Annotated in this window: 15 protein-coding genes; 11 read left to right on the plus strand and 4 right to left on the minus strand. The window is 62.1% G+C overall.

The genetic code is table 11. The annotated features are described in order from the left end of the window. A partial coding sequence (locus tag CVS29_RS14775; RefSeq protein WP_425451165.1) for a transketolase-like TK C-terminal-containing protein occupies positions 1–498 on the plus strand: 498 nt, incomplete at its 5' end. A gap of 178 nt (positions 499–676) precedes the next feature. Here CVS29_RS14775 and CVS29_RS14780 read toward each other — a convergent pair. From CVS29_RS14780 to CVS29_RS14795, 4 genes are all read right to left on the minus strand, one after another. After that, the gene (locus CVS29_RS14780) at positions 677–3,442 is read right to left on the minus strand and encodes a molybdopterin-dependent oxidoreductase (protein ID WP_110107106.1); all 2,766 of its coding nucleotides are present in this window, start codon (positions 3,440–3,442) and stop codon (positions 677–679) included. Between the two features lie 3 nt (positions 3,443–3,445). After that, positions 3,446–4,378: an FAD binding domain-containing protein gene (locus tag CVS29_RS14785; protein ID WP_110107107.1), complete on the minus strand. Its 933-nt coding sequence runs from the start codon at positions 4,376–4,378 to the stop codon at positions 3,446–3,448. Between the two features lie 103 nt (positions 4,379–4,481). Then, the gene (locus CVS29_RS14790; RefSeq protein WP_110107108.1) at positions 4,482–4,970 is read right to left on the minus strand and encodes a nucleoside deaminase; all 489 of its coding nucleotides are present in this window, start codon (positions 4,968–4,970) and stop codon (positions 4,482–4,484) included. Between the two features lie 341 nt (positions 4,971–5,311). Then, positions 5,312–6,067: an IclR family transcriptional regulator gene (locus CVS29_RS14795; protein ID WP_110107109.1), complete on the minus strand. Its 756-nt coding sequence runs from the start codon at positions 6,065–6,067 to the stop codon at positions 5,312–5,314. A gap of 205 nt (positions 6,068–6,272) precedes the next feature. On the opposite strand from CVS29_RS14795, the gene CVS29_RS14800 reads away from it, so the two are divergent. The 10 genes from CVS29_RS14800 (at position 6,273) to sucB (ending at position 19,186) form a co-directional block, all read left to right on the plus strand. Next, on the plus strand, positions 6,273–7,679 hold the full coding sequence (locus tag CVS29_RS14800) for an NAD-dependent malic enzyme (protein WP_110107110.1): 1,407 nt from the start codon (positions 6,273–6,275) through the stop codon (positions 7,677–7,679). Then, the gene (gene aceB, locus CVS29_RS14805; protein WP_110107111.1) at positions 7,676–9,283 is read left to right on the plus strand and encodes a malate synthase A; all 1,608 of its coding nucleotides are present in this window, start codon (positions 7,676–7,678) and stop codon (positions 9,281–9,283) included. Before CVS29_RS14800 ends, aceB begins: the two co-directional genes overlap by 4 nt. 2 nt (positions 9,284–9,285) lie before the next feature. Further along, on the plus strand, positions 9,286–10,554 hold the full coding sequence (locus CVS29_RS14810) for a DUF6986 family protein (RefSeq protein ID WP_110107112.1): 1,269 nt from the start codon (positions 9,286–9,288) through the stop codon (positions 10,552–10,554). Positions 10,555–10,566: 12 nt separating this feature from the next. Further along, on the plus strand, positions 10,567–11,379 hold the full coding sequence (locus CVS29_RS14815) for a bifunctional allantoicase/(S)-ureidoglycine aminohydrolase (RefSeq protein WP_110107113.1): 813 nt from the start codon (positions 10,567–10,569) through the stop codon (positions 11,377–11,379). 228 nt (positions 11,380–11,607) lie between these two features. Further along, complete coding sequence (locus CVS29_RS14820) at positions 11,608–12,402, plus strand: hydroxypyruvate isomerase family protein (protein ID WP_110107187.1); 795 nt, start codon at positions 11,608–11,610, stop codon at positions 12,400–12,402. Between the two features lie 49 nt (positions 12,403–12,451). After that, positions 12,452–13,330 carry a 2-hydroxy-3-oxopropionate reductase gene (locus CVS29_RS14825; protein ID WP_110107114.1) on the plus strand — a complete coding sequence of 293 codons (879 nt, stop codon included), beginning with the start codon at positions 12,452–12,454 and terminating at the stop codon, positions 13,328–13,330. 142 nt (positions 13,331–13,472) lie between these two features. Further along, positions 13,473–15,251, plus strand: coding sequence for a glyoxylate carboligase (gene gcl, locus CVS29_RS14830; RefSeq protein WP_110107115.1), 1,779 nt, complete (start codon positions 13,473–13,475; stop codon positions 15,249–15,251). A 9-nt stretch (positions 15,252–15,260) separates the two neighbouring features. Further along, entirely contained in the window at positions 15,261–16,418 is a 1,158-nt protein-coding gene (locus CVS29_RS14835; protein ID WP_110107116.1) for a glycerate kinase, read from the plus strand. Then, positions 16,411–17,802 carry an allantoinase AllB gene (gene allB / locus CVS29_RS14840; RefSeq protein WP_110107117.1) on the plus strand — a complete coding sequence of 464 codons (1,392 nt, stop codon included), beginning with the start codon at positions 16,411–16,413 and terminating at the stop codon, positions 17,800–17,802. Before CVS29_RS14835 ends, allB begins: the two co-directional genes overlap by 8 nt. Continuing rightward, complete coding sequence (gene sucB, locus CVS29_RS14845) at positions 17,795–19,186, plus strand: 2-oxoglutarate dehydrogenase, E2 component, dihydrolipoamide succinyltransferase (RefSeq protein WP_110107118.1); 1,392 nt, start codon at positions 17,795–17,797, stop codon at positions 19,184–19,186. Before allB ends, sucB begins: the two co-directional genes overlap by 8 nt. Positions 19,187–19,335 lie beyond the last annotated feature (149 nt).

Genomic DNA, 19,335 nt, shown 5'->3' on the forward strand with positions numbered 1-19,335 from the left:
ATCATGGCCTCCGGCGTGTCCGTTCCCTGGGCGTTGGAAGCACAAAGAATCCTTGCCCAGGAATGGGGCGTCGCAGCCGATGTTTGGTCCGTTACCTCCTGGACCGAACTCCGACGCGATGGCCTCGCAGCCGAAGAAGAAGCCTTCCTCCACCCCGAAAATGAGCCCCGCACCCCGTACATCACCGCTAAAATGGCTGATGCACAAGGACCCATCATCGCCGTCACCGACTTCATGAAAGCCGTCCCGGACCAGGTACGCCAATTCCTGCCCAACGACTTCGCGACCCTCGGCGCCGACGGATTCGGATTCTCCGACACCCGCGCAGCAGCACGACGCTACTTCAAAATCGACTCACACTCAGTAGTAGTACGCACACTGCAAATGCTCGCAAAAGACGGCAAAATCAGCCCCGACACCGCACGCCAAGCAGCCACCAAATACGACCTGCTCAACGTCAACGCCGGCACCACCGGCAACGCCGGCGGCGAAGGCTAGTCCCCACGCCCTCCCGTTGTTTAGCTCGCAAGCGAGCTAAACAACGGGCCCCCCGGGCGCGGGGCCCCACCCACCGACTCACCCTCGCCGGCGTGGTCCCACCCCTCGCACTCCTCATAGAAGCAGCCGCCCGGTCTCACCAAAACGGTGGACCGGGCGGCTGCTTTTGTGCTTGCTACTATTCCACGCCCTGACTCTCTCTGGCTGCCTTCAACCCAAGATAAATCACGTCCCGGGCCAGCGGCAGCGAGGTGAAGCGCACACCCGTAGCATTGCGGATGGCGTTGGCCAGGGCCGGTGCCACAGGGTTAAACGGGCTTTCACTCATGGACTTCGCACCGAGCGGGCCCACTGTGTCATGGGTTCTGGCGAAGTAGACTTCGCTGCGCGGCACGTCAGCAAAGGTAGGAATATGGTACTGACGCAGGATGTCTGAGGCCACCGACCCGTCGGGGCGAATCAATACCTCCTCATACAAGGCAGCGCCTAGAGCTTGGGCTATCCCGCCCTCGATCTGGCCTCGGCATTGCCTCGGGTTGACCACCACCCCTGCATCCGCTGCCTGCACGCTTTGAAGGATGCGTAATTCTCCCGTCCCGGTGTTGACGGCCACCCGGAAGCCTTGGACGTTGAAGGCCACCGAACGGGGTGTCCCACCCCAGCGCCCATCTGCGCACAGTCTTTGCTTGTTGGACGCCGCCAACGAAAATACTCTGGTCAGGGGCAGCAGTGTCCCGCCGCAGTCAACACCATCTGGCACCAGCGTGCAATCAGCCGCGGCGGTTCCACTCATTGCTGCCGCCGCCTTGGTGATCTGCACCGCCAGCTCCTCTGCCGCCAACAGTGTGGCCTTGCCCGCCACCACGGTACCCGTGGAACCAAAGGCTCCTGTGTCATGTTCAGTCAGGTCAGTGTCAGATTGGCGAACAGAGACAAAGTCGGCGCGGCTGTTCAGCGCCGTCGCCGCTATTTGGGCATGGACTGTGGTGGTGCCGTTGCCGAATTCGGCCGTGCCCACCCTCACCTCAAAGCTGCCATCGGCCAACAGTTCCACCGCGGAGTGGGCAAAGTGTCCACGCGGCGGGACGGTGTCAATCATGCACAGCGCCGTACCCGTCCCAACGGCCCAATCGGGACCCAGATCATTTTGTCCGGCCTCTGCATACCGTTGTTCCCCGCGGGCCAAGGCGTCGGCAACGAGTTCCACACACTCATCCAGTCCATAGCTGCCGTAGTGAACGTCTGCCTGCGGTTCTTCCGAGGCCGAAAGCATGGGCGTCCCATCCCGCACCATATTGCGACGGCGGAATTCCAGCGGGTCCATGCCCAGTGCAACGGCCAGCTCGTCCATGGCCGATTCCACGGCAAAAAACATCTGGCTCAGTCCGTAGCCGCGGAATGCTCCCGAGGGCAGGGTGTGCGTGTACACGGCACGGGCGTCGATCTTCTTATTGGGGCATTGATAGAGGGCCAAGGATTCCCCGCAGCCGTGGAACATGACCCCGGGGGCATGGTTGCCGTAGGCGCCGGTGTTCGTCACCACATCCACAGCGAGGGCGGTCAGTGTGCCGTCATTTCTGGCCCCGGCAGCGATCTTGATGGTGAAGGGGTGGCGTGTGGTGGATGCTGTGAGCTGCTCGGTGCGTGTGTATTCCAGTTGCACGGGGCGGCGCAGAGCCAGCACCGCGAGCGCCACAATATCCTCCGTGAGCATCTCCTGCTTGCCGCCAAATCCGCCACCTACACGCCCTGCAACAACGCGCACATCCTCCTCGGGCAGACCGAACACACGGCACAGTGCCCGCCGGGTCAAAAAAGGGGTCTGCGTCGAGGAACGCACGTGGAGCCGCCCACCGGCGTCGAGGGTGCCAATGGCGGCGTGCGTCTCCAGCGCCGTGTGCTGCACCCGCTGAGTTGTGTAAATTTCCTCATGGAGCACGTCGGCGCCAGCCAGTCCCGCCGCCACATCGCCGAGCTCTGTGTGCAATTCCGCCACAATGTTCCGCACCGGGTCCCCAATACGGCTGGCTTTGGCGTCCTTGTCTCCGTGGACTGCCGCAGCTCCCGGACGCAGGGCCTCCTGCGGGTCAAAGACGGCGTTGCGTTCCTCATAGTTAACGACCAGGGCCCGGACGCCGGCTTCGGCCTCATGCACGGAATCGGCCACTACGGCGGCCACCCGTTGACCCACATAACGCATGATGGAATCCAGCACGAGGGTGTCATCCGGGTCATCGGTGAACAACTCGTGCTGGGCGGTGGAAAAAAGCTGTGCGGGTGAGTCGTGGTGAGTGAAGACGGCGCGCACGCCCGGCAGTGCCAGCGCTGCTGTGGTGTCGATGGAGAGTACCTTGGCGTGCGCGTGCGGGGAACGCAACAATTTCATGTGGAGCAGGCCGGGGTAGTCTGCGGGGTCCACATCGAGGGTGTACCGGGCTGCCCCTGTCACCACTGCTCGGCCGGCGGGAGCTCCCGGGCTGTCCCCCACATGCCCGCCACAGCTTTGCTCTGTTTCCGTGGACACCCCGAGCACAGCGTCCTCTATGGCCCGGTAACCGGTGCAGCGGCACAGATTCCCCTTGAGGTTCCGCGGTAGGTTCTCTTTTTGCTTCTGGTCGAAGGTTACTGCCGTCATGAGCATTCCCGCCGTGCAGAAACCGCATTGGAAGCCCTGTGCAGCCAGGAACTGTTCCTGGACGGGGTGCAAGGTGCCGCCGTCGGCCAGGCCTTCCACCGTGGTGATGGATTTACCCTGCGCACGCACGGCGGGATAAAGGCAGCTGTGGATGGGGGTGCCGTTCACGTGGACGGTACAGGCACCGCAGTCACCGCCGTCGCAACCCTTTTTGACGCCTAGCGCGCCTTCTTCGCGCAGGAAGGTGCGCAGGCATTGGCCGGGTCGTGGCTCGTTACCGTGGTGTGTTCCGTTGATGTCCATAGCCATGGTTTAGTTTCCTTCCGGCAAGTAACCATCCGCCAGCGGCGCGTCCGGCAGGTGGCTCTGCAACAATTCGATCCGTATTTCCTCGGCCAGCCGGTAAGTCATGTCGCGGCGCCAGAGCGGATCTCCGTGGACGTCGTCGTGGTACAGGGTCCCGGGGATGGCCTCGTCCAGAGCCCGCCGAAGCGCCGCTGCGTCCGGACGGGGATTCTGCGGGAAAAGATGGCCGTGCACCACGGCCGCACCGGGCAGCGGCTGCACTGCCGCCGCACCGAAGCGCAACTGAACGGGGTGCTTCGTTGAGGCGGTCACGGTGATGACCAGCCCGCCCTCGTCCCCCAGCCTGCCAATCAACAGCACCCCGGAGCGCCCCAGATTACTCAGAGAGAGCCTGCGGAAAGCCGTTGTGGCGCGCAGTGCCGCGGCCGGCAGGTGAATGCTACGTAGTAACTCCCCCGCGGCCAAGGAGGTGCTGGCATCCCCCACCACAAGATCAGCCACGGGTACCTGACGCTGCCCGCCGGCGGGCGTCATCACCGTCGCCACCCCGTCCAGTGCGGAGCAGAAGCTTGTCATGGGCCCGGCGGGCAGTGCCGTGCAGATGTTCCCGCCCACGGTGGAGACGTTCCAGATTTTAAAGGACGCTACAAAGGCCTCGCAGCACTGGCGTACCAGTTCCAGTGCGGGCCAGTTGTTGGGCAGGCCCGCATGGGTGGGCAGTTCGTACAGTTCAGCAACAGTACAACTGGCGGCTAGATCCACCCCGTCCGGGGTGCTGGAGATCGCCAGCCAGCCGGCCGTGGTGAGATCCAACAGGCGGCGTATGGAGACGCTGCCATAGGAAAATAACACCGTACCTCCTGCAAGCCAGGCATCACCCGCGCGCCATTGGGCGGGATCTGTTGTGGGGACCACCGCCTCAATCGTGTTCATATCCATGATTCACTCCTAGGAGAGCTGGGAAAATGTGGCCATGAGCGCCTTGCGAAAACGGATGCTGCATTCGCACACGGGCACCTTACCCCCGGTTCATGGAGCGGGCCTAGTAATCAATCCGGGTCTCAAGCGCGTTCCAGGCGTTGAAGGGCGCTAACGCGTCCACGGCCCCTGGCTCTAGCTGGCGCACGGGCAGGGGACGCAGTTCCACAGGCGTATCGAAGTACTCGTAGAAGGCGGCATCGTCAAAGCCGGCCCGGGCGGCGTCGTGCCTGTCAGCGGCAAAGTAGATCTTCTCCACGCGTGCCCACAACGATGAAGCCAGGCACATGGGGCAGGGCTCGCAACTGGTATACAGCGTGGCCCCGGAGAGGTCGAAGGTGCCCAAACTGGCGCACGCGTTGCGGATGGCGGTGACTTCGGCATGAGCGGTGGGATCATTATTGGCCGTCACCCGGTTGATGCCTTCGAATACCTGGCCGTCCGCTGTGACAACAATGGCACCAAAAGGCCCGCCCTTGCGCAGAACATTTGCCGTGGCTAAATCTACTGCCTGGGCCAGAAAATCCTGGCTGTTGCTCTCGTTGCTCTTCATGATGACTTCCCTTGTCACTGGGGCAACCGGCGGCGTTGGTCTTGGCGGATGCGCAAGGAAACAACAACGGACCGGTTTGCGCTTGGACGTATTCAAGACTCGGACATATTCAAGAACAGCCCGGTAGATAGCCACCTCGAAGGGCGCCCGCCATAGACATGGTCATGACACTAACATCGCGCTGTGAGCTACGCAACAACATACGGGAAACCAATTTCATATGCCGGAAACAGCGGGTGGCCAAGGGCGCTAGCTCTGACGGAGCCTCACCTGCTCTGCACCGGCCCTGCAGCGGCCCAGCTCTGCTTGCGCCTGTTTTGCAAGCGCCGCTTCGCTGCGCGTTAGTTTCGGTTGAGTTCGGCTGAAATGACCGCCGCAGCCCTGCGCAGCATGGGAACCGCCCGCTCGGCAAAGGACTCATCAACGCGTTGGACAGGTCCCGAAACGGAAATCGCCGTCGGTGTGGGTGCATCGGGAACAGCCATGGCGAAGCAGCGGACGCCAATTTCCTGCTCTTCCTCATCGATCGCGTAACCGCGCTCCCGGATAACATCCAAATCTGCCAGCAGGCTCTCAACGGTGCCGTGGCTCTTGATGGTGGGGGTGGGCATCCCGGTCCGTGTCACAATGTTTCGCACAACGTCATTCTCAAGCTGCGCCAGCAGCGCCTTGCCCACGCCGGTGTCGTGAGTATGCGCACGGCGTCCCACCTCCGTGAACATGCGCATGGAGTGAGGCGAGGGAACCTGGGCAATGTAGATGACCATGTCAGTGTCCAGCACAGCCATGTTGGCTGTCTCTCCCAATTGCTTTACCAAACTATCCAGCTGTGGCATGGCCATCGCGCCTAGTTGCTTCGTGGCGCCTTCGCCGAGGCGGATCAGGCGGGGCCCCAAAGCGTACCTGCGGCTGGGAAGCTGGCGGATGTAACCCAGAGACACAAGAGTGCGCAACAGCCTGTGGATGGTGGGAAGGGGTAGCTCCGTGGAGGAGGAGAGCTCGCTGAGGGTCACATTGCCACCAGCTTCAGTGATGAGCTCTAGCAGTTCAAAGACGCGCTCCACGGACTGGACGCCGCCGCTAGCTTTTGCCGCCATGGTCAGTCTCCTACTAAGGGGTATATGTCAACGATTAATTCGCATGATGGTATTCAAGTTCCAAATCCCCAACATACATCATTCCGCACAGCGGAAGATAAACGCGGGCAGGGCTTGAATTTCCACCAGATAGATAATAATATCCATTCTACGAGAACAATCGTAAATGTCGACCGCCCTCACGGGCCTACCTTAAGGACCTTCAATGGCGAATCCTAGCCCCGGCAACTCCATCACCCTTCGCGTTAGCGCTCCCTCCAACTTCACGGTCACCAGCGAGCTCGCAGCAGCAGCCGCTTCGGCCGGCGCCGCAGTCACAGCCCTGGACATCGTGGAGTCCCAGCATGAGAGCATCGTTGTCGACATCACGGCCAACACCACCGACGACGCCCACGCTGACCGAGTCAAGGATGCCTTGGAAGCACTTGACGGCGTTCATGTTCAGCACGTCTCGGACCGCACCTTCTTGATGCACCTCGGTGGCAAGCTTGAGGTCAACTCCAAGTTCGTCATCCGTAACCGCGATGACCTCTCCCGCGCCTACACCCCCGGTGTTGCCCGTGTCTGCATGGCCATCGCCGAGGATCCTTCCGCTGCCCGTAACCTTACGATCAAGCGCAACACCATCGCTGTTGTCACCGATGGCACCGCCGTCTTGGGCCTGGGCGATATTGGCCCTGCCGCAGCACTGCCCGTCATGGAGGGCAAGGCCGCACTGTTCAAGCAGTTCGCCAATGTCGATGCCTGGCCCGTATGCCTTGACACCAAGGACACTGAAGAGATCATCATGATCGTCAAGGCCATGGCCCCGGTCTACGGTGGCATCAACCTAGAAGATATCGCCGCCCCGCGCTGCTTTGAAATCGAGCGCCGCCTCAAGGAAGAACTGGACATCCCGGTCTTCCACGACGATCAGCACGGAACCGCGATCGTGACCCTCGCGGCACTGACCAACGCGCTGAAGGTCGTTGAGAAGAACATTTCAGACGTGAAGATTGTTGTGGCAGGCGTAGGCGCCGCCGGCAACGCCATCATCCAGCTGCTGCTGGCCCAGGGCGCAAAGAACATTGTGGCCTGTGGACGCAACGGCGCCGTCAACCGCAGCGAAGAATACACTGACGCACACCGCACCTGGCTGGCCAACAACACCAACCCGGATAACTTCACCGGCACCCTCCACGAGGCAGTGGTTGGCGCAGATGTGTTCATCGGTGTCAGCGGACCCAACGTCATCGGCGAAGCCGAAGTGGCTGCTATGGCCCCGAAGTCCATTGTCTTCGCCATGGCCAACCCCACCCCCGAGGTTGATCCTGTGATCGCCTCCAAGTACGCAGCCGTGGTTGCCACAGGCCGTAGCGACTTCCCGAACCAGATCAACAACGTCCTGGCATTCCCCGGATTCTTCCGCGGATTGCTGGATGCGCACGTATCTGACATCTCGGATGAGATGCTTGTGGCAGCAGCTACGGCCATCGCCAACCGAGTCGATGCCTCCGAGCTGAACGCAAGCTTCATCATTCCTAGCGTCTTCGACCCGCACGTAGCCGGGGACGTAGCCGCCGCAGTGGCTTCCGCAGCCGCTTCAACACTCGCCGAGAGGGCCACCCTATGAGCACCCAGTCAGTAACCGTCACAGACCTTACACCCATCCCGCGGGCGGCTGAGATCCTCACGCCCGAGGCTCTGGAATTTGTGGGCGAACTCAACCGCCGTTTCAACCCGGTCCGTGAAGAACTCTTGGCTGCCCGCGGCACCAAGCGGGAAGTGGTTGCCGCCACCGGCAAGCTGGATTTCCTGCCGGAGACCGCCTCTGTGCGCGCAGGTGATTGGAAGGTTGCCCCCGCACCTGCCGCATTGACGGACCGCCGCGTGGAGATGACAGGACCTGCCTCACCGGCCAAAATGGCTATCAACGCGCTGAACTCAGGCGCCAAGGTATGGCTGGCAGATCTTGAAGATGCCTCCACCCCGCTCTGGGCCAACGTTGTTGACGCCGTCCTGAACCTCAAGGATGCCGCTGCCGGCACCTTGGAGTACACCTCCCCCGAGGGCAAGGAGTACCGGCTGCGCACCGACGCGCCGCTGGCCGTTGTTGTGGCCCGTCCCCGCGGCTGGCACCTGACGGAAAGCCATATACTCCTCGACGGCGCACCCACCTCGGGTGCACTCGTGGACTTTGGTCTGCTCTTCTTCCACACGGCCAAGGCACTCATTGCCAATGGTCAGGGCCCGTACTACTACCTGCCGAAGATGGAAAGCTACCTTGAGGCACGCCTCTGGAATGACATCTTCGTCTTTGCCCAGGACTACCTCGGAGTCCCCCAGGGCAGCATCCGCGCCACCGTGTTGATTGAAACCATCCCGGCCGCCTTTGAAATGGATGAGATCCTTTACGAACTGCGCGATCACGCATCAGGGCTCAACGCCGGGCGTTGGGACTACCTCTTCTCCATCATCAAGTACTTCCGTGATGCCGGCGAAGCCTTCACCCTCCCGGACCGTGCACAGGTAGCCATGACGGCCCCCTTCATGCGCGCCTACACCGAGTTGCTCGTGAAGACCTGCCACGCCCGCGGCGCCTTTGCCATGGGTGGCATGGCCGCGGTCATCCCCAACCGCCGCGAGCCCGAGGTAACGGCTGCAGCGTTTGAAAAGGTTCGCAATGATAAGACCCGTGAAGCCGGTGACGGCTTTGACGGTTCATGGGTTGCCCACCCGGACCTGGTTCCCGTGTGCCAGGAAGTCTTTGACGCTGTCTTGGGCGACCGCCCGAACCAGCTGGACAAGCAGCGCCCCGAGGTCAATGTCACCGCGGATCAGCTGCTGGATATTCCCTCCGCAGCAGGCACGGCAACAGAGGCGGGCCTGCGCCTGAACCTATATGTCGCCGTGGCTTACACCGCCGTCTGGATTTCAGGCAACGGTGCTGTGGCCATCCACAACCTCATGGAAGATGCCGCAACAGCGGAGATCTCCCGTTCACAGGTCTGGCAGCAGATCCGTAACAAGACCACCCTCGCCGATACCGGCAATGTTGTTACCAGGGAACTGGTCACCACCATCCTCGCCGAGGAAACGCAGAAGCTGCGCGGCGAAGTGGGCGAGGAGTCCTTCCAGAAGTTCTACAAGGATGCCAGCGCACTGATCAGCGATATCTGCCTCTCCGAGGACTACACGGACTTTTTGACCATTCCGGCCTACGAACTGGTGGGCTAAGAATGAGCGTTACCCCTTCACTAGACGCCGCCGATTTGGCGCACATCGAAGCTGCGTGCGCCGCAACGGATCAGTTGCTGGACCGCAACTACCCGGGCGACGATGGCAGCCGTCAGCCGGTTCACACTGTCTACGTTCCGGCAGATAAGTTCAACTCCACCTTTGCCGCCGACTGGGGCGCACAGGGCCTGGCCGCCATCGAGAACTATGGTGGTTTGGAAAAGCTCGGCACCTTGCTGGGCCAGGACGCCGAGCTGGCAGAGGCCGTGGCAACACGGGTGGCCGCCAAACTCACCAGTGAACCCATTGAAGATCTGCGCCTCGATTTTGAGGACGGCTTCGGGGATCGCGGCGACGAGGCAGAAGATGCTGCAGCAGTGGCAGCTGGCAAGGCTGTCAGTGCAGCAGTCAACGCCGGAACGGCACCGCCGTTCATCGGCATCCGTTTCAAGTGCTTTGAACTGGCTACACGGGCCCGCGGCGTGCGCACCTTGGACCTGTTTGTCTCGGCCCTGGCCGAGGCAGGCGAGCTCCCCGACGGGCTCGTGCTGACACTGCCCAAGGTGACCACGGTGGACCAGGTCAAGGCCATGGACTTCGCGGTTAGCCGCCTAGAGGAAATTCATGCTCTGCCCGCAGGGCGTCTCCGTTTTGAGGTGCAGGTGGAAACCCCGCAGCTCATTCTTGGCCCGGAAGGCACCTCTCCCGTGGCCCGGTTGGCCCATGCAGTGCCCGGACGCATCAGCGGCCTGCACTACGGCACCTATGACTACAGCGCTTCGCTGGAAATCTCAGCGCAGTACCAGTCCATGGAGCACCCCGTGGCGGATTTCGCCAAGGAAGTCATGCAGTTGGCTGTCGCTGGAACGGGCATCCGCCTCTCCGACGGCTCCACCAACATCATGCCTGTGGGCGATGGCGCCGAGGCTGCTTGGGCCTTGCACGGGCGCCTGGTGCGCCGCTCCTTGGAGCGCGGCTACTACCAGGGCTGGGATCTGCACCCGGCCCAGCTGCCCAGCCGTTTCAGCGCAACCTACGCGTTCTACCGTCAGGGGCTGCCCGCAGCTGCTGTGCGGTTGCGCAACTATGTTGCGCAGACCCCCGGTGCCGTCATGGATGAACCGGCCACGGCACGCGCCCTGGCGAACTTCATCCTGCGCGGACTTATCTGTGGCGCTGCCAGCGCAGAGGAAGTACTCTCGCTGACCAGCCTGGACCAAAACCAACTTACGGCGCTGGCTCACCCCCGGCTCGCTACCGTCTCTCGCTAAAGGACTTTACTCATGAGTAAGTACTACTCCCCCGCAGGCGGCCTGCCGCCGCAAACGCACCTGACCACAGAGCGCGCCATTGTCAAGGAGGCCTACACGGTCATCCCCAAGGGCGTCATGACGGATATTGTCACCAGCACCCTGCCGGGTTTCTCCAACACCCGCTCCTGGATTCTGGCCCGCCCCATCTCCGGCTTCGCCACCACCTTCTCCCAGCTCATTGTGGAGATTGCACCCGGCGGCGGCGCCCCGCGCGCCGAGTTCGAGCCCGGCGTCGAAGGCGTCATCTTTGTCACCAAGGGCAAGGTCAACCTCACCCTCGAAGGCGAACTTCACCAGCTTGAGGAGGGCGGCTACGCATACCTCGCCGCCGGTGACATCTGGGGACTGGAAAACGTCTCCGACGGCGTTGTCACCTTCCAGTGGATCCGCAAGGCCTACGAGCGCCTTGAGGGCTATGAGGCCACCTCCTTCGTCACCAGTGACGCTGAAGTGGAACCCACTGCCATGCCGGATACCAACGGCGCATGGAAGACCACCCGCTTCACGGACTCTTCCGATCTGGCACATGACATGCAGGTCAACATCGTCACTTTCCAGCCCGGCGGCGTCATTCCGTTCCCCGAGACTCACGTCATGGAGCACGGCTTGTATGTCCTGGAGGGCAAGGCCATGTACCTGCTCAACAACGACTGGGTTGAGGTGGAAGCCGGCGACTTCATGTGGCTGCGTGCGTTCTGCCCGCAGGCATGTTACGCCGGCGGCCCGGGCGAATTCCGCTACCTGCTGTACAAGGACATGAACCGTCAAATCAAGCTGACTTAAGCTGCCGCTACGGTTTATGCGCCCGCTTCCCATTTTTGCGCCCGGTCTACCGGGCGCGAGAACGGGGGGCGGGCGCATTTTTTTGGCTCTCCCTGCACTGGGGTGTGTCGAACCGGAGAAAACTCCCCTTGACGTGGGTCACATCATTCTCTAGACTTTTCATAAAGCAGAAACTAATTTCCACAATATGAAATGCATGGAATGAAGAATTCCTTGGAAGGACCTACAATGACGTACACCGTGAACTGCTCCATCCTCTTGACCGAACTGCCCTTGCTCGAACGCCCGGCCGCTGCAAAGGCAGCCGGATTTGATGCAGTTGAGTTCTGGTGGCCCTTCGAATCCAACGTTCCCGGCGATGCTGAACTCACCGCTTTTGAGCGCGCCATCACCGATGCCGGCGTCCAGCTCACAGGCCTGAACTTCAACGCCGGCAACATGCCCGGCGGTGACCGCGGTCTGGTCTCCTGGAAGGGCCGCTGCTCCGAGTTCAAGGACAACGTTGACGCCGTGGTCGGCATTGGTGAGCGCCTCGGAACCAAGGCTTTCAACGCCCTCTACGGCAACCGTCAAGACGATTACACCCCGGCGGAGCAGGACGAGCTCGCCGTGAAGAACCTGGTCTACGCAGCCCAGGGTGTAGCCAAGATTGGTGGCACAGTACTTCTGGAACCCGTCTCCGGAACCCCGGCCTACCCGCTGAAGACCGCTGCTGACGTTCTGGCAGTCATCGCCAAGACCCAGGAAGCGGGCGTGGATAACGTCAAGCTGCTGGCAGATTTCTACCACCTTGCAGTCAACGGTGACGATGTCCCGGCAGTGATTGAAAACCATGCCAAGGACTTCGGCCACATCCAGATCGCCGACGATCCGGGCCGCGGAGCCCCCGGCACCGGCACCCTCCCGCTGGGCGAATGGATCACTCGCAGCCGCGAGCTCGGCTACGCGGGCCCCATCGGCTTGGAATACAAGTCTGCCGCAGCGGATGCGTTCAGCTGGACCATCCGCCAGCAGGCCAACTAATCCACGCCTCCTCCTTCTTCACCTCCATACTTCACGCAAAGGACACATTATGAGCAACGTTGCAGTAATCGGACTCGGCATCATGGGACTGCCCATGGCAGTCAACCTCGTCAAGGCCGGCCACACGGTTTCTGGCTTCAACCGCAGCCAGGGCGCCATTGACAAGCTCGTCGCAGCAGGTGGCAACGGTGCCACTTCCATTGCTGACGCCGTCAAGGATGCCGAATTCATCATCACCATGGTTCCGGACTCCCCCGACGTCGAAGGTGTTGTCAGCGGTAAGGACGGCCTCTTCGCCACTGCCCGCAAGGGTGCCATCTGGATCGATGCCAGCTCCATTCGCCCGGACGTGGCCAAGCGCCTCTCCGAAGATGCGCTTGCAGCCGGTATCCGCCCCTTGGACGCCCCGGTTTCCGGTGGCGAGCAGGGCGCCATTGACGGAGTTCTCTCCATCATGATTGGTGGTGCCGCAGAAGATTTCGCTGCTGCACAGGACGTTTTGAACGCCGTCGGCAAGACAATCGTCCACGTTGGCCCCTCCGGCTCCGGCCAGACAGTCAAGGCTGCGAACCAGCTCATTGTGGCCGTCAACATCCAGGCCCTCTCCGAAGCAATCGTCTTCCTTGAGGCCTACGGAGTAGATACCGACGCCGCATTGAAGGTCCTCGGTGGCGGCCTCGCCGGCTCCAAGGTCCTGGATCAGAAGGGTGCGAAGATGCTCGCCCGCAACTTCGACCCCGGCTTCCGCCTGGCCCTGCACAACAAGGACCTGGGCATTGTCACCGCAGCAGCCCGCGAAGCAGGCGTCACAGTTCCGCTTGGCAGTGCAGTTGCCCAGCTCGTCACCTCCATGGTGGCCCAGGGCGACGGCGCCTTGGATCACTCCGGGTTGTTCAAGGCCGCACTGGCCTCCTCGGGCCGCAAGTAACCCCTTGCCCCACGGGTTCATCCCCACTAAACCTCCCGCCGTCGAGTGAGTGTCGAAGCGTTCGACGGCGGGAACCATCCCTTTCGCAGTACCGGCCGGCCCACAGCGGCTATGGCCCCACACATTTTGAAGGAGCAATACCATGGCAAAGATGCGTAGCGTAGATGCAGCCGTTTTGATTTTGGAAAAAGAAGGCGCCACCGAGATCTTTGGTCTCCCCGGAGCAGCCATCAACCCGTTCTACTCCGCCATGCGCGCCCATGGTGGATTGAACCACACCTTGGCACGCCACATGGAAGGTGCCTCACACATGGCTGACGGTTACTCCCGCGCAGCCGAAGGCAACATCGGCGTGTGCACCGGTACCTCCGGCCCCGCCGGCACCGATATGATCACCGGACTGTACGCAGCCCAGGCCGATTCCATCCCGATGCTGTGCATCACCGGCCAGGCCCCCGTTGCCAAGTTGCACAAGGAAGACTTCCAGGCTGTGGACATCGAGTCCATCGCAGCTCCCCTGACCAAGCTCTCCATGACCATCAAGGAGCCCGGCCAGGTTCCCGGTGCGTTCCAGAAGGCGTTCTACCTGATGCGCTCAGGGCGCCCCGGCCCGGTCCTGTTGGATCTGCCGATCGATGTGCAGATGGCCGAGATTGAGTTTGATATTGATGCCTACGAGCCCTTGGTGCCGAACAAGCCGGCCGCCACACGCAAGCAGGCTGGTAAAGCCTTGGATATCCTGCTGGCAGGCGAGAAGCCGCTGATCGTTGCCGGTGGCGGTGTCATCAACGCCAACGCATCAGAGAAGCTCGTCGAACTGGCTGAACTGCTGAACATTCCCGTCATCTCCACCCTCATGGGCTGGGGCACCATCCCGGATGATCACCCGCTGAGCGCCGGTATGGTGGGTCTGCAGACCTCGCACCGCTACGGCAACGCCACGTTCTTGGAGTCTGACACCGTCATTGGCATCGGCAACCGCTGGGCCAACCGTCACACAGGTGGCCTTGACACCTACCGCGGCAACCGCAAGTTCGTCCACGTAGACATTGAGCCCACCCAGATTGGCCGCGTATTCGCACCGGACTTGGGCATCGTCTCCGACGCTGGCGCAGCTCTGGACGTATTGCTGGAGGTCGCCCGTGAGCGTAAGGCAGATCTGAGCGTGCCGGACTACGGCCCCTGGTCCAAGGACTGCCAGGCTCGCAAGGGCTCGCTGCAGCGCAAGACCCACTTCGATAACGTGCCGATGAAGCCGCAGCGCGTGTACGAAGAAATGAATGCCGCCTTCGGCCCGGACACCACCTACGTCTCCACCATTGGTCTGTCACAGATTGCTGGCGCCCAGATGCTCCACGTCTTCGGCCCGCGCCAGTGGATCAACGCCGGACAGGCCGGCCCCTTGGGTTGGACCCTGCCTGCAGCCCTGGGTGTTGTCCGCGGCAAGCCGGGACAGACAGTTGTTGCCCTTTCTGGTGACTACGATTTCCAGTTCATGATTGAAGAATTGGCCGTTGGCGCGCAGTTCAACCTGCCGTACATCCACGTTGTGGTCAACAACTCCTACCTGGGCTTGATCCGTCAGTCCCAGCGCGGCTTCAAGATGGATTACCACGTCTCCTTGGCATTCGATAACATCAACTCCCCGGAGACCAACGGCTACGGCGTGGACCACATCAAGGTTGCCGAAGGCTTGGGCTGCAAGGCCATCCGCGTGGAGCGCCCCGAGGACATGGCTGCCGCCTTCGCCGAGGCCAAGCGCCTCATGGAAGAGCACAAGGTTCCTGTAGTTGTTGAAGCCATCCTGGAGCGCGTGACCAACATTTCCATGGGCACCGAGCTGGACAATGTCAACGAGATTGAAGACATTGCCGAGTACGCAGCTGACGCCCCCACCGCCATCTTGGCACTGCAGGGCTAGGGAGCAACCATGCGCGTCATCCTCGCCCCCGACAAGTTCAAGGGTTCCGTTTCCGCCCCTGAGGCTGCTCGGTTCCTGGCCGAAGGCCTGCGTTCAGTTGACCCTGGCCTGGACATTGTCCTGATGCCAGTGGCCGACGGCGGCGAGGGCACCATTGACGCCGTCACAGCCTCAGGTTTCACCCGGGTCGTTGAGAGAGTTCAAGGACCCACCGGCGAATCAGTTCAGGCTGACTTCGCTGTCCGCGGAACGGTAGCCGTCATTGAGATGGCTGCCGCCTCCGGGCTGGCTGTCCTGCACAACGGCACGCCCTCACCCCTGCTGGCCAGTACGTACGGTACCGGCCAGCTGGTGAAGGCGGCCCTGGACCGGGGCTGCACCGAGATTGTCCTAGGTGTTGGCGGCAGCGCCACCACCGACGGTGGGGCCGGCATGCTTGCCGCGCTCGGCGCCACTTTCAAGGACTCCGCCGGGCGGCATCTGCCACCCGGCGGAGGGGCCTTGGCCACGGTGACCAACATTGAGCTGGGCGGATTGGATCGCCGCCTCGGCGGGGTGCAGTTCACGCTCGCCAGCGATGTGGATAACCCGCTACTGGGCCCCGATGGGGCCGCGGCCGTCTTTGCACCCCAAAAGGGTGCCTCAGAGGCACATGTGGCACATTTGGAAACTGCCCTGGAGCGTTACTTCCGCGTCATGGCCAATGCCTTGGGCACTGCCGCCGTAGATGCCATTGACGCCCCCGGTTCCGGTGCGGCTGGTGGCACCGGCTATGCGGCACTTGCCGTGCTCTCAGCCAAGCGCCGGCCCGGTATTGACGTGGTCCTGGAGCTGACAGGCCTGGCCGATAAGATTGGCACAGCAGATCTGGTCATCACGGGTGAAGGCAGCCTGGATGAGCAAAGCCTGTTCGGCAAGGCACCCATGGGAGTTGCCACAGCGGCACGCGCCGCAGGTATTCCCGTGGTAGCCGTGTGCGGACGGACCACCCTCACCCCCGAGGTTTTGCATGGGGCCGGATTCGCCCACTGCTACGCCCTGACAGATCTAAATGCCGACACGGAGCACTGCATGAAAAATGCGGGCGCCCTGCTGACACAAATTGGTGCCACGATTGGCGCCCGGCTTGCCACAAGAGGCAAGGAAGAGGAGAACTCGTATGTCTAATCCTGCAGGAAGCCACGAGACCGCGGATATGTATGATCTCGTCATTCGTGGCAAGCGGGTGCTCACCACCGCCGGCATTGCCGCCCGCGAAGTGGGTGTCCGCAACGGCGTCGTCATGGCGTTGGAACCCTTGGGCAACGCGCTGCGCGGCCACACGGAAATTGATTTGGCTGATGATGAGACCCTCATCCCGGGCCTCGTGGACAGCCACGTGCACGTCAACGAGCCCGGCCGCACGGACTGGGAAGGCTTTGCCTCCGCAACCCGTGCCGCCGCAGCCGGTGGTGTCACCACCATCATTGACATGCCACTGAATTCCATCCCCGCCACCGTCAACGTTGACGCCCTGGAACTCAAGCGCAGCGTTGCGCTGGATCAGGCTTTTGTTGACGTGGGCTTCTGGGGCGGGGCCATCCCCGGCAACAAGGCTGATCTGCGCCCGCTGCATGACAACGGCGTTTTCGGCTTCAAATGCTTCTTGCTGCATTCAGGTGTGGACGAGTTCCCGCCGTTGGATCCAGATGAGATGGAAGAGGACATGCGGGAGCTCACTAACTATGACGCTCTGATGCTGGTCCACGCCGAGGATTCACGCACCATTGACCGTGCCCCCACAGCCCAAGGGGACCAGTACGGCAAGTTCCTGGCTTCGCGTCCCCGCGGCGCGGAGAACCTGGCCATTGCCGAGGTCATTGAACGGGCCCGCTGGACCGGTGCCCGGGCGCATATTCTGCACCTGAGCTCCTCCGATGCACTGCCCATGATTGCCAGCGCCCGCCGTGACGGTGTGAAGCTTACTGTGGAGACGTGCCCGCACTACCTCACGTTGATGGCCGAGGAAATCCCCGACGGCGCCACCTCCTACAAGTGCTGCCCGCCCATCCGCGAAGCCTCCAACCGGGAAAAGCTGTGGCAGGGACTCCGCGACGGTGTCATTGACTGCATTGTCTCTGACCACTCCCCCAGCACCCTTGACTTGAAGGACTTGGAAAACGGAGACTTCGCCGTTGCCTGGGGCGGTGTTTCCTCCCTCCAGCTGGGACTGTCACTGATCTGGACCGAGGCCCGCCACCGCGGCATCACCTTGGAGCAAGTGATCCACTGGATGTCCACGGCCCCGGCAGACCTCGTCGGTCTGCACAAGAAGGGCAAGCTTGCCCCCGGTTACGACGCCGACTTTGCCATCTTTGCCGCCGACGACGCCTTCATTGTTGACGTCACGAAGCTCAAGCACAAGAATCCCATCACCCCCTACGATGGCCGCGCCCTCTCCGGCGTGGTCCGGCGCACCTTCCTGCGCGGCCATGAACTCGATGGCATCACCGCCACCGGCAAGCTGCTGCGCCGCGGTGAAATCACAGTAGAACGGGCCACGAATGTCTGAGCCCTTGCTGTTGCCGGCACTCGGCGAGAGCGTCACCGAGGGAACGGTGACCCGCTGGCTCAAATCCGTTGGTGACCCTGTTGCCATCGATGAGCCACTGCTGGAAGTCTCCACCGACAAGGTAGATACAGAGATCCCCTCACCCTTCGAAGGAATCTTGCACAGCATCCTGGTCCAGGAGGACCAAACGGCAGAAGTTGGCGCAACACTGGCCATCATCGCGCCTGCAGACTCGGTGCCTGCGGCTGAGGCACCTGCGGCGGCGGACCAGCATTTTCCGGCGACTTCCCGGCCGGCGGCCGTGGACGGCCTTGCGGCCTCCTTGACGTCGCCTACAAAAATGCCGGCTCCGCCGCCGCTGGCCGTCCCTGTCGAAACCCCGGCTCCGCCGGTGGTTCAGGCTGTGGCTCAAACTAGCGCCGACGCTGGATCCGCAGGTTACGTCACTCCGCTGGTGCGCAAGCTTGCCCGCCAGCATGGGATTGACTTGTCCACGCTCACCGGCACCGGTGTTGGCGGGCGTATCCGCGGTGCTGATGTGAAGGCTGCGGCAGCTGCCCAGGCTCCCGCCGCACCGGCAACGTCGGCACCCGTGGCAAGTCCCGCCGTCGTGCCTGTTCCTGCTGTACCGGCAACGGCACCCGCAGCCGCGTCAGCAACGCTGCGTGGAACCACGGTGAAAGCGTCACGGATCCGTGCGGTCATTGCCAAGCGCATGCGTGAATCGTTGGATACGGCCACGCAGCTGACGCAGGTGCATGAGGTGGATGTGAGTAACATTGTGCGTTTGCGCGGCCGGGCCAAGGCTTCCTTCGCTGCGGCGCACGGGGTGAACCTGACGTACCTTCCGTTCATCGCTTTGGCGGTGGCGGAGGCGCTGAAGACCTTCCCCATGCTCAACGCCTCCTTTGATGAGGCTGCCGGGACCATCAGTTACCACGACGCCGAGCACCTCGCCTTCGCGGTGGACGCCCCCAAGGGTCTGCTGGTTCCTGTGGTGCGGGACGCCGGGGAGATGAATCTGGCCGGACTAGCCGCGGGCATTTCCGACGTGGCGTCACGGACGCGTGACGGTTCCATCAAGGCCGATGAGTTGTCCGGGGGAACGTTCTCCATCACCAACATCGGCTCGGTGGGTGCACTCTTTGACACTCCCATCATCAATGCCCCGCAGGTGGGTATTCTCGGTGTGGGCGCCATTGTCAAGCGCCCCGTAGTGGTTACCGGACCGGACGGGGATGATGTACTGGCCATCCGCCACATGATGTACCTGTGCCTGACCTACGATCACAGGATTGTGGACGGCGCAGACGCCGGACGCTTCATGAGCCATGTGCGTGCACGGCTTGGTGCTGGCGCCTTTGAATCTGAACTGGGTTTGTAACCGGTTCGTTGAGACCCGGCGTGCCCAGCCACGCCGACGCCTTGGACTGCACCGCCACGTGGTCCGGGCAAAATAAAGGAGTCGCAGCAATGATGCTGCGGCTCCTTTATTTTTTTATTACAGAGCTAAGTTCCAGGGAGTCCGGACTC

The sequence above is a fragment of the Arthrobacter psychrochitiniphilus genome, from assembly GCF_003185915.1.
Taxonomy (GTDB): domain Bacteria; phylum Actinomycetota; class Actinomycetes; order Actinomycetales; family Micrococcaceae; genus Specibacter; species Specibacter psychrochitiniphilus.

What these genes read in the sequence shown, in the direction of transcription:
- CVS29_RS14780 (WP_110107106.1), bottom strand. Translation starts at nt 3,442, where the DNA reads ATGGCTATGGACATCAACGGAACACACCACGGTAACGAGCCACGACCC.
- CVS29_RS14795 (WP_110107109.1), bottom strand. Translation starts at nt 6,067, where the DNA reads ATGGCGGCAAAAGCTAGCGGCGGCGTCCAGTCCGTGGAGCGCGTCTTT.
- CVS29_RS14785 (WP_110107107.1), bottom strand. Translation starts at nt 4,378, where the DNA reads ATGGATATGAACACGATTGAGGCGGTGGTCCCCACAACAGATCCCGCC.
- allB (WP_110107117.1), top strand. Translation starts at nt 16,411, where the DNA reads ATGTCTAATCCTGCAGGAAGCCACGAGACCGCGGATATGTATGATCTC.
- CVS29_RS14825 (WP_110107114.1), top strand. Translation starts at nt 12,452, where the DNA reads ATGAGCAACGTTGCAGTAATCGGACTCGGCATCATGGGACTGCCCATG.
- CVS29_RS14835 (WP_110107116.1), top strand. Translation starts at nt 15,261, where the DNA reads ATGCGCGTCATCCTCGCCCCCGACAAGTTCAAGGGTTCCGTTTCCGCC.
- CVS29_RS14820 (WP_110107187.1), top strand. Translation starts at nt 11,608, where the DNA reads ATGACGTACACCGTGAACTGCTCCATCCTCTTGACCGAACTGCCCTTG.
- gcl (WP_110107115.1), top strand. Translation starts at nt 13,473, where the DNA reads ATGGCAAAGATGCGTAGCGTAGATGCAGCCGTTTTGATTTTGGAAAAA.
- CVS29_RS14815 (WP_110107113.1), top strand. Translation starts at nt 10,567, where the DNA reads ATGAGTAAGTACTACTCCCCCGCAGGCGGCCTGCCGCCGCAAACGCAC.
- CVS29_RS14810 (WP_110107112.1), top strand. Translation starts at nt 9,286, where the DNA reads ATGAGCGTTACCCCTTCACTAGACGCCGCCGATTTGGCGCACATCGAA.
- CVS29_RS14790 (WP_110107108.1), bottom strand. Translation starts at nt 4,970, where the DNA reads ATGAAGAGCAACGAGAGCAACAGCCAGGATTTTCTGGCCCAGGCAGTA.
- sucB (WP_110107118.1), top strand. Translation starts at nt 17,795, where the DNA reads ATGTCTGAGCCCTTGCTGTTGCCGGCACTCGGCGAGAGCGTCACCGAG.
- aceB (WP_110107111.1), top strand. Translation starts at nt 7,676, where the DNA reads ATGAGCACCCAGTCAGTAACCGTCACAGACCTTACACCCATCCCGCGG.
- CVS29_RS14800 (WP_110107110.1), top strand. Translation starts at nt 6,273, where the DNA reads ATGGCGAATCCTAGCCCCGGCAACTCCATCACCCTTCGCGTTAGCGCT.